This is a genomic window from Streptomyces solincola (assembly GCF_002982015.1).
Taxonomy (GTDB): Bacteria; Actinomycetota; Actinomycetes; order Streptomycetales; family Streptomycetaceae; genus Streptomyces; species Streptomyces solincola.
In genome coordinates, this window is sequence record NZ_PVLV01000093.1 from 1 (window position 1) to 9,255 (window position 9,255).

General features: G+C 77.2%; 9 protein-coding genes. 6 read left to right on the forward strand and 3 right to left on the reverse strand.

Annotated features, from left to right (window positions below; genetic code table 11):
- Positions 1-419, reverse strand: a 419-nt coding sequence (locus tag C6N75_RS06850; RefSeq protein WP_146132501.1) for a sigma-70 family RNA polymerase sigma factor, incomplete at its 3' end; no start/stop codon positions are given.
- A gap of 417 nt (positions 420-836) precedes the next feature.
- On the opposite strand from C6N75_RS06850, the gene C6N75_RS06855 reads away from it, so the two are divergent.
- The 3 genes from C6N75_RS06855 (at position 837) to C6N75_RS06865 (ending at position 3,206) form a co-directional block, all read left to right on the forward strand.
- On the forward strand, positions 837-1,490 hold the full coding sequence (locus C6N75_RS06855) for a class I SAM-dependent methyltransferase (RefSeq protein ID WP_105867950.1): 654 nt from the start codon (positions 837-839) through the stop codon (positions 1,488-1,490).
- Between the two features lie 106 nt (positions 1,491-1,596).
- A complete protein-coding gene (locus C6N75_RS06860; RefSeq protein ID WP_181160376.1) occupies positions 1,597-1,902 on the forward strand; it encodes a hypothetical protein in 306 nt (101 codons plus the stop codon).
- Positions 1,903-2,045: 143 nt separating this feature from the next.
- Positions 2,046-3,206 carry a hypothetical protein gene (locus C6N75_RS06865; protein WP_105867951.1) on the forward strand — a complete coding sequence of 387 codons (1,161 nt, stop codon included), beginning with the start codon at positions 2,046-2,048 and terminating at the stop codon, positions 3,204-3,206.
- A 54-nt stretch (positions 3,207-3,260) separates the two neighbouring features.
- On the opposite strand, the gene C6N75_RS06870 is transcribed toward C6N75_RS06865, so the two are convergent.
- Both C6N75_RS06870 and C6N75_RS06875 read right to left on the reverse strand, forming a co-directional pair.
- A complete protein-coding gene (locus C6N75_RS06870) occupies positions 3,261-3,479 on the reverse strand; it encodes a hypothetical protein (protein ID WP_105867952.1) in 219 nt (72 codons plus the stop codon).
- Between the two features lie 84 nt (positions 3,480-3,563).
- Positions 3,564-3,749, reverse strand: a complete 186-nt coding sequence (locus C6N75_RS06875) for a hypothetical protein (RefSeq protein ID WP_105867953.1) — start codon at positions 3,747-3,749, stop codon at positions 3,564-3,566.
- A gap of 155 nt (positions 3,750-3,904) precedes the next feature.
- Between C6N75_RS06875 and C6N75_RS06880 the strand changes: the two genes are divergently transcribed.
- The 3 genes from C6N75_RS06880 to C6N75_RS06890 all read left to right on the forward strand — a co-directional run bounded on the left by C6N75_RS06880 (position 3,905) and on the right by C6N75_RS06890 (position 9,137).
- Positions 3,905-6,811, forward strand: coding sequence for a DEAD/DEAH box helicase (locus C6N75_RS06880; RefSeq protein ID WP_105867954.1), 2,907 nt, complete (start codon positions 3,905-3,907; stop codon positions 6,809-6,811).
- Entirely contained in the window at positions 6,808-8,127 is a 1,320-nt protein-coding gene (locus C6N75_RS06885) for an SWIM zinc finger family protein (protein WP_105867955.1), read from the forward strand. The genes C6N75_RS06880 and C6N75_RS06885 overlap by 4 nt, the downstream gene beginning before the upstream one ends.
- 194 nt (positions 8,128-8,321) lie before the next feature.
- Positions 8,322-9,137: an aminoglycoside N(3)-acetyltransferase gene (locus tag C6N75_RS06890; RefSeq protein ID WP_105867956.1), complete on the forward strand. Its 816-nt coding sequence runs from the start codon at positions 8,322-8,324 to the stop codon at positions 9,135-9,137.
- The last annotated feature ends 118 nt before the right edge of the window (positions 9,138-9,255 follow it).

The following is a 9,255-nucleotide window of genomic DNA, read 5'->3' on the forward strand; positions in this document are numbered from 1 at the left end:
AGGCGGCGCGGCACGTGCACGGCCCACGAGGTGTCGCGGAAGAAGCGCTTGATCTCGCCGACGATGTAGGGGACGGCGAAGCTGGTGAACTCCACCTCTCGGGTGAGCTCGAACCGGTCGATCGCCTTGATCAGGCCGATCATGCCGACCTGGACGATGTCCTCCATCTCGTCGCCGCGGCTGCGGAAGCGGCCGGCGGCGTAGCGGACGAGGGACATGTTCATCTCGATGAGGGTGTTGCGCGCGTACTGGTACTCGCGGGTGCCCTCCTCCAGCACCGCGAGCTGCTCGAAGAACAGCTTCGACAGGGCGCGGGCGTCCCTCGGCGCGATCCGCTTCGGGTCGGCCACCCGGGGCAGGTCGGTGACTCCGCTCTCCCTGGTCGCCGTCTGCCGCAAGGCCGTCGCCGCCGTCGCCATTGCTTCATCCCTCCCTCGCCGGTAACGGCCCCGCCGTCCCCCGTAGGGACCGTTGAGGCGCGGTTACCCCGGCGTCCGCGCTTCATGCGGGGCGATTTCCAGCCGATCGGCGTAGCGCGGGGATCCGGGGGCGGCCGGGAGGCACCCGGTGGCGCGCCGGCTCACCGGCTCCGGGCGGCGCGGCTTCCCGTCGTCGCGCCCGGACGTGGTCGCGCCCGGACGCGACGGCCGCAGTCGACTCGGGGTCCGGCTGCGGCCGTGCGTTCCCTTTCCCTATCCCTCTCCCACCGGGTCGTGCCTGGAGGACCACGGCCCGGCAGCTCCCGTCTGCCCGGCGGTCCACGTCCCATACGGAGCCGCACGGGTGAACGCACCGGTGCCGGAGGCAACGCGGATGCGGTACGGCAGCATGGCCGCATGGACGACGCACAGCAGCCACCGCCGCCGCGGGACGAGGTACGGGACCAGGGCCGGGTGCGGGAGTTCTTCACCGCGCGGGCCGCGCGGTGGGACGACCGCTTCCCCGAAGACGGGTCCCGGTTCGCCGCGGCCGTGGCGGAGCTGGGGCTGCGACCCGGGGACGCGGTGCTGGACGCGGGCTGCGGGACGGGCCGGGCACTGGCCCCGCTGCGGGCGGCGGTCGGCCCGCGGGGCACAGTGCTCGGCGCGGACCTGACGCCGGCGATGCTGGCGGCCGCCGTGCGGGCCGGCCGGGACGCCGAGGCGCAGCTGCTGCTCGCGGACGTGGCCCGGCTGCCGCTGCGGAACGGAGCGCTGGACGCCGTCTTCGGGGCTGGGCTCCTCTCCCACCTGCCGGACCCCGCCGAGGATCTGGCCGAGCTGGCCCGGGTGGTCCGGCCGGGCGGGTCGCTCGCGCTGTTCCACCCGCTAGGTCGCGCCGCGCTGGCCGCCCGGCACGGGCGCCCGCTCACCGCGGAGGACCTGCGCGCGGAGGCCAACCTCCGTCCGCTGCTGGCGGGTTCCGGCTGGCGGCTGCTGTCGTACGCCGACGAGGACGACCGCTTCCTGGCCGTCGCCTCCCGCACCCTCGGCCCGGTGCCGCGCCGGTAGCGGTCGCCCTATGGTGGAGGGGAGGGGGCCGGCGTGGGGCGGTGGCCGACGCGGCCGACCCCCTGGCAGGAGCCCGTTCCGCCGGCGTACCCGAGAGGCGGCCCCCATGTGGCGTGAACTCCGCAGCTGTCTCCGTACCCGTGCCTCCCGCCGGAGCTCCGGCGCCGGCCCGGCCGCGCGCCGCCCTGGCGCCCGGCCGCCCAACCTGCTGGAGGCGGCCGCCGTCCATGTGGCGGCGTGCGCCGGCGACGACCGGGCGCGGGCGGCCGAGGCGGAGGACTGGGTGTCGCCCGAGGCGCTCGCGTTCGGTGTGCGCGAGCTGGCCTGCCGGGCGGTGCTCGCGCTGGCGCGGGAGCGCGGGCAGGACCCGCAGACGGTGGCTCGGGAGCTGCTGGGGCTGCCTGCCCGCTGACGCCTCCCGCCTCCCCGGGGGCGGGCGCGGCAGGGCCGCGGGTTTCGGTCCGTCAGGGGTCGCCGGACTCTCGACGCGGAGGTTACCCACTGGTTAAGGTGCGCCGACGGATCACCGGACGAGCGGGACGCGGGGAGGACGCCATGGCCGAGACCGGGCACTTGGAGGCGGATTCCGACGCCGAGGACGCGCTGTCCGTCCTCACCGCGGCGCTGCTGACGCCCGCGCAGTTCCCGACCGTGCTGGGCGACGACTACCCGGAGGCGTGCGCGGCGCTGGGACTGGAGCCGCACCCCGAAGGCTACGGCCTGGTGTTCGGCCAGGACGGGGCCGGGGCCCGCTGGACGGTGGTGGTGGACGACGTGTCGCTGGTGGCCGTGGCCATCGCCACCTGGGACTGCGGGATGGAGTACGGCCTCTCCCCCGACGAGCGCAGCATGGTGGCCGCCCTGCCGGGCTGGCCGCTGGCGCTCGCGGTGGCCGCGCCCGGACTGCCGGACCCGCACGACCCGCCGCCCGAGCCGGGCGCACCGGAACCGCTCACGCCGCCGGACACCTCGGTGTGGGGCCCGGCCCAGCGCCGCCTCGGGGCGGACGACGTGGCCCGGCACTGGGCGGACTGGCGCGCCGCCCTCTCCGAGGACGCCGCCGGGACGGACTCGGCGAACCCCCCGCCGGAAACCGCCCCGCCCGCCGAGGCAAGTGCCGCCGCTGCGACCGGTACCGCCCGTACGACGACCGGTACCGCCCGTACAAGCGGCCCGGCCGCCGCAGAAGGGCCCGGTGCAGCGGCAGGAGCCGGGGCCCCTGTGGGGCGCGGGGCCCACGCGGAGCCAGGGACCACCGCGGAAGCCGGGACCGCCGCGGGACCCGGATCTGCCTCAGAGCCCGGGACGACCGCGGGAGTCGGGGCCACTGTAGGACCCGGGACCACCGAAGGACCCCAGGCCGATGCGGGGCTTGGGACCGCCACAGGAGCCGGGACCACCTCAGCGCCCGAGGCCACCACGGGGCCCGGGGATGCCGCCTCGGGCGGGTCGAACGTCCTCGGGCGGGTCATCGAGGAGCTGCGCGGCTACCTGGTCCAGCCGCCGCCTCCGGGGCGGGTGCGCTCGGCGTTCGCGCCGGGCGGCGCCCGCGCGCTGCGGGCCGACGGGCCGGGCTGGTCGCTGGTGGCGCGCACGGACGACATGGCGTTCGTGCTGCTGGACGAGCTGCCGGGCAAGGTCGTCCCGCTCGGCCGCGGCCCCAGGCTGCCCGGCCTGCTGGCGGCCCTGGACACGATGGCGGTCCGGCCCGCGTAGCGCGCCGCGCGCGTCCGCGGGCCGGGCCGGCGTGCAGCCGGACGCCAGCCGCCGTCAGCCGCTCGGCTCTTCGGCGGCGGCCTCGGAGGTGTCGTCGGCGGGGGCGTCCTCGGCGGAGGCCTGCTCGTCCTCCTCGGAGTCGCCGCTTCCCGACGCCGCCTCGGTCAGGTCCGCGTCCCAGTGGTCGTCGCCCTCGCCCGCCTGCTTGTCGGGCATGTCCCTCGGGATCGCGTCACCGGTCTCGCCGGCGGCGTCGAGCCGCTTGTCCTCCATGGTCACTCCTTGGCCGCTGATCGTTTCCGGACCGGCGGGTACCCCGGGACGGCGGGACTCAGACGTACGGGACCGGGCTGCCGGTCAGCGGCCGAGCTGCCTGCGCTCGTCGAGCCGGCGGAGCCGGCGCCGCTGGCTCGGGTCGAGGGCGAGATAGGCGACGACGGGCACGCCGACGACGACCAGCAGGGCGAACCAGAAGCCGATGAGCGGCCACAGGAGCAGGCCCACCGCCACGCCCCCGATGACGACCTTCGTTCTGATCGACATGTCGGAACCTCTCCTCCATCGGCCGGGCCCTGAGCAGGCCGGCGGCTGTCTGCTCCGAGAACGCACGGCCGGCCGCGCCGGTTCCCGGTGCCGCGCCGCCACGCCGTATCGCTGTGGCCGGGCTCACACCGGCGCGGGCCGCGCTCCATCGCCGTATGCAGTACCCTCGGCCGTCGATCACTCGACTAGTCAAGTTTGAGGAGTCTGACCGCACTGTGCCGAGCCTCGCCCGCTGCTCCGCCGTCTTCCTGCCCGGTGACCCCGCCCGCACCGGACGCGTCGCCTTCGTCCCACCCGCGGACCGGCGACCGCCGTCCCTCTCCCCCGGCGGCGCCGGGCGGGTGGAGGAACTGACCCTGGTCGGTCCCGACGCCCGGGTGCGACCGGTCCCGGCGCTGGTCGTGCCGGTCGGGGACGCCGTACCCCTGCTGACCCGGGGCCGGTGGGACGAGGAGGTCTCGCCGTCGTTCGCCTTCTGGGCCGCCGCCGCGCTGAACGCGCTGCACGTGGCGGCTCGCGGGCTGCTGCTGCCCGGTCTGAGCCCGAGCGGCCATGACGCCTGGCGGGCCGGGCCGCTCACCGCCGCCGACCTGACGGCGGTGCGCCGGCTCGCCGCCTCGATGCCGCCCGACGCCCATGCCGTACCGGCCGGGAGCGCTCCGGACGGCGGGGTGCTGCTGCCGGAACCGGAACCGCTGCTGCGGGGTTTCCTCGACGCCGTCGCCGACGCCCTGCCCCGGACCCCCGCGGCCCCGCTCGCGGCCGGCGGTCCGCTGTTCACCGTGGCCGGCGGTCCGCTCTTCACCGCGGCCGGGCCGGCACGGGCGACCGGGCTGCGCGCCTGGGCGGCGGAGGTGGCCGCCGGACACGACGCCGGGGTGCGGCTCTCGCTGCGGGTCGAGGCCCGCGGCGCGGGCGCGGAAGCGGAGGGCCGGCGGCCGCTGTTCCGCGCGGTGCTCCGACTGCACGCGGCCGGCGACCCCGCGCTGGTGGCGGACGCCGCCGAGGTGTGGGCCGGGCGCGCGCCCGAGGGGTTCGGGCCGGGGGCCGCCCTGGACGCGCTGCCGGCGCTGCGCCGCGCCGCGCGGGCCTGGCCGGCCCTGTCGCCGCTGCTGTCGGCGGCCGTGCCGGACGCGGTGGAGCTGGCCGACGAGGAGGTGGCAGAGCTGCTCGGCCCGGCCGGGGAGGCGCTGGCCGGGGCGGGTGTGGAGGTGCACTGGCCGGCCGGTCTGGCACGGGGGCTGGTCACGACCGCCGTGGTCGGTCCGCCGCCGGAGACGCCGTCCGGCGGCGGGGGGCTGCCGTCGCTGCTGTCGGCGGACGCGCTGCTGGGCTTCGACTGGCGGTTCACGGTGGACGGGGTGGAGCTGACCCGCGCCGAACTGGACCGACTGGCCGAGTCCGCCCGGCCGCTGGTGAGGCTGCGCGACCGCTGGGTGCTGGTCGACCCGGCGCAGGCACGGCGCGCCCGCGAGCGGCGGCCGCGCAAGGTCACCGCTCTGGAGGCGCTCGGCGCGGCGCTGACCGGGACCGCCCAGGCGGACGGCGGGCCGGTGGCGGTCGAACCGTCCGGTCGGCTGCGGGAGCTGAGGGACCTGCTGGCGGACCCGGAGGGCGGGCACGCGGCGGTCGGTCAGCCGCCGGCGCTCGCCGCCACCCTGCGCGACTACCAGGTGCGCGGCCTGGCCTGGCTGCACCGGATGACCTCGCTCGGCCTGGGGGCCTGCCTGGCCGACGACATGGGGCTGGGCAAGACGATCACGCTGATCGCGCTCCATCTGCACCGGCGGGACGATCCGGCGACGGCGGGGCCGACCCTGGTGGTCTGCCCGGCCTCCCTGATGGGCAACTGGCAGCGCGAGGTGGAGCGGTTCGCGCCCGGCACCCCGGTACGCCGCTTCCACGGGGCCGGCCGGGAGCTGGCGGGGCTCGCGGAGGGGGAGTTCGTCCTGACCACGTACGGCACCATGCGGTCGGACGCGGAGAGGCTGGGCGGCGTCGGCTGGGGGCTGGTGGTCGCCGACGAGGCGCAGCACGTGAAGAACGCCTCCTCGCAGACGGCCCGGCAGTTGCGGACCATCGGGGCGAAGGCCCGGGTGGCGCTGACCGGCACCCCGGTGGAGAACAACCTCTCCGAGCTGTGGGCCGTGCTCGACTGGGCCACGCCGGGGCTGCTGGGCCGTCTCGGCACGTTCCGCCGCCGCTACGCCAGGGCGGTCGAGGCCGGCGCCGATCCGGCGGCGGCCGAGCAACTGGCCGCGCTGGTGCGGCCGTTCCTGCTGCGCCGACGCAAGTCCGACCCGGGCATCGCCCCGGAGCTGCCGCCGAAGACGGAGACCGACCACCCGGTGCCGCTCACCGCCGAGCAGACCGCGCTCTACGAGGCGGCGGTCCGCGAGCAGTTGGCGGAGATCGCCGGCACGGACGGTTTCGCGCGGCGCGGGCTGGTGGTGAAGCTGCTCACCGCGCTGAAGCAGATCTGCAACCACCCCGCCCAGTACCTCAAGGAGGAGCGGACGGCGTCGGCCGGCCGGTCGGGGAAGCTGGAACTGCTCGACGAGCTGCTCGACACGATTCTCGCGGAGGGCGCGTCGGTGCTGGTGTTCACCCAGTACACGGCGATGGGCAGGCTGCTGCTGGACCATCTGACCGGGCGGGGCGTGCCGGTGCAGTTCCTGCACGGCGGTACGCCGGTGCCGGAGCGCGAGGCGATGGTGGAGCGTTTCCAGGACGGCCGGGCGCAGGTGTTCCTGCTGTCGCTGAAGGCGGCCGGCACCGGACTGAACCTGACCCGGGCCGAGCATGTCGTGCACTACGACCGCTGGTGGAACCCGGCCGTGGAGGCGCAGGCCACCGACCGGGCGTACCGGATCGGGCAGACCCGCCCGGTGCAGGTCCACAGGCTGGTGGCCGAGGGCACGGTGGAGGACAGGATCGCCCTGATGCTGCGGCGCAAGCAGCGACTGGCGGACGCGGTGCTGGGTCCGGCCGAGGACGCGGTGACCGAACTGACCGACACGGAGCTGGCGGAGCTGGTCGCCTGGCGGGGAGAGGCACGATGAGCGACGGGTACGGGCACGAGAACGGGCACGGGGCAGAAGACGGGACCGGCTTCGGTCGCGCGGAGGAGCGGACCTTCGCGGCGGTGCGGCGGGCGGCCGGGCAGGGGTTCGCCCGCACCTGGTGGGGGCGGGCCTGGCTGAAGGCGCTGGAGGACTCGGCGCTCGACACCCAGCAGGTCAAACGCGGACGCCGGCAGGTGCGGGCGGGCGCGGTGGGCGCGGTGTCGGTGCGGCCCGGAAGGATCACCGCGGTGGTGCGGGACCCGGACGGCACGCCCGTGCGCGGCGACGTGCTCTGCCCGCAACTGGACGACGCCGCCTGGGACAGGCTGCTGACGGTGGTGGCGGAGCAGGCCGGTCATGTGGCGGCACTGCTGGAGGGGGACATGCCCCCGCGGCTGGTGGAGGACGCGGCGGCGGCCGGGGTGGAGCTGCTGCCCGGCATCGGCGATCTGGAGGCCGACTGCGCCTGCGGCGGCTGGGACCACTGCCCGCACACGGTGGCGCTGTGCTACGCGGTCGCCCGACTGCTGGACGAGGACCCGTTCGTGCTGCTGCTCCTGCGCGGCCGGGGCGAGCGGTGGTTGCTGGCGGAGGTGCAGCGCCGCACGGCGGCCGGCCGCACGCCGGAGGCGCCCGCGCACGAGGAGAGGGTGCGGGCCGACGAGGCGTTCGCCGCCCGGGACATCCTGCCCGCGCTGCCGCCCCCGCCGGTGTTGCCCGGTGCGCCCGGCGGGCCGCTGTCGCTGGACACGGCGACCCCGCCCGGGGACGGCGTCGATCCGGTGGCACTGGAGGCGCTGGCGGCGGACGCGGCGGGCCGGGCGTACCGGATGCTGGCGGAGGCCCTGTCCCCCGGACGTCCGGGCCGCCCGCCGGAGCCGGTGCTGACGCCCGGCGAGGACGCGGTCCGGATGGCCGCCGAGGCCGAGCGTCCCCTTCCGGCAGCGGTGCGCGAGCGGCTGGCGGCCGGAACCGACCGGGGGCCGGACGGACTCGCGGCGGCCGCGGAGACCTGGCGGGCCGGGGGCGGCGTGGACGCGCTGTGGCTGCTGGAGCAGGCGAGGACGCCGACACCGGAGGAGGCGGACGCCGCCGGGCGGGCCCTCGCCGCGGCCTGGCCGGACGGCGACCACCCGGTTCCGCGGGCGGCCGGGGCGGGGCAGTGGGCGGTGCCGGGCGGCCGACTGCGGCCGGACCGCGACGGCCGCCGCTGGTGGGCGCTGCGCCGGACCGCCGGCCACTGGGTGCCGGCCGGACCGGCGCAGGACGATCCGGCGGCCGCGGCGGCGCTGCTGGCGGAGGGCGACGACTGAGCGGAGGAACCGTGACTGCGCCGAGGGCCGGCGGCTGAGCGGAGGGCCCCTGACTGCGCCGGGGGCCGGCGGCCGGGGGCGGGAGGCCGGCGGCCGGGCGTGCTCCGGGCGTTTCCCGGCCGGTGAGCGCCGGCTTCGCGCCGTCGCCAGGCGGCCGGTTCCGGCGGTCCGGTGGCGGCCGCACGGCCCCTACCATGGCGCGGGTGAGGGTGACAGGGGCCCCGGTCCACAGCGAACGTCTGCTGCGCACGCACCTCGGCCTGCTGGGCGTCGAGCCCGGCGACGTGCTGCTGGTGCACTCCTCGCTGCGGGCCGTGGGTCCGGTGGCCGGGCGCGGGGACGGGGTGCTCCGCGCGCTGCTCGGCGCACTCGGGCCGCACGGCACGCTGGTGGTGCCGGCGTTCACCGCGGGCAACTCCGACACTTCCCCCGCCTACCGGGACCGGGTGCGCGGTCTGACGCCGGAGCAGGTGCGTGCGGTGCGCGCGGCGATGGAGCCGTACGACCCGGACACCACACCGTCCGACGGGGTCGGGGTCTTCCCCGAACTGGTACGGGCCGTCCCGGGGGCGCTGCGCAGCCGACACCCGCAGACCTCGTTCGCCGCACTCGGCCCGTACGCCGAGAAGGTGCTCTCCGGCCACCGCGCGGACAACCACCTCGGCGAGGACTCACCCCTCGCCCGGCTGTACGAACTGGGGGCCCGGGTGCTGATGCTGGGCACCGGCTGGGAGGCGTGCAGCGCCTTTCACCTGGCCGAGTACCGCACGCCCGCGCCGCCCCGGCGCAGCTACCGCTGCGTGGTGCGCGCGGGGACGACGGGGCGGCGCTGGTGGGAGTACGAGGACGTGGCCCTGGCCGACGGCGACTTCGGCGCGCTCGGCGCGGAGCTGGAGGCCGGACGGCCGGACCTCGTGCGCTCCGGGCGGGTCGGCGCGGCGGCGGCCAGGCTGGTGGAGTTGCCCGGGGCGGTGGACTTCGCCCGCGACTGGCTGACCCGGCACCGCTGACGTCCGCGGTGCTGACGCCGGCACCCTTCCGTCCGTGACGGTTCGTCGGCAGGCGGCCGGACGGCTGAAGTTCACCCGCCGGTCTGCCCGCGTCCGGTTCCGGGCGGCCCGCTCCGGG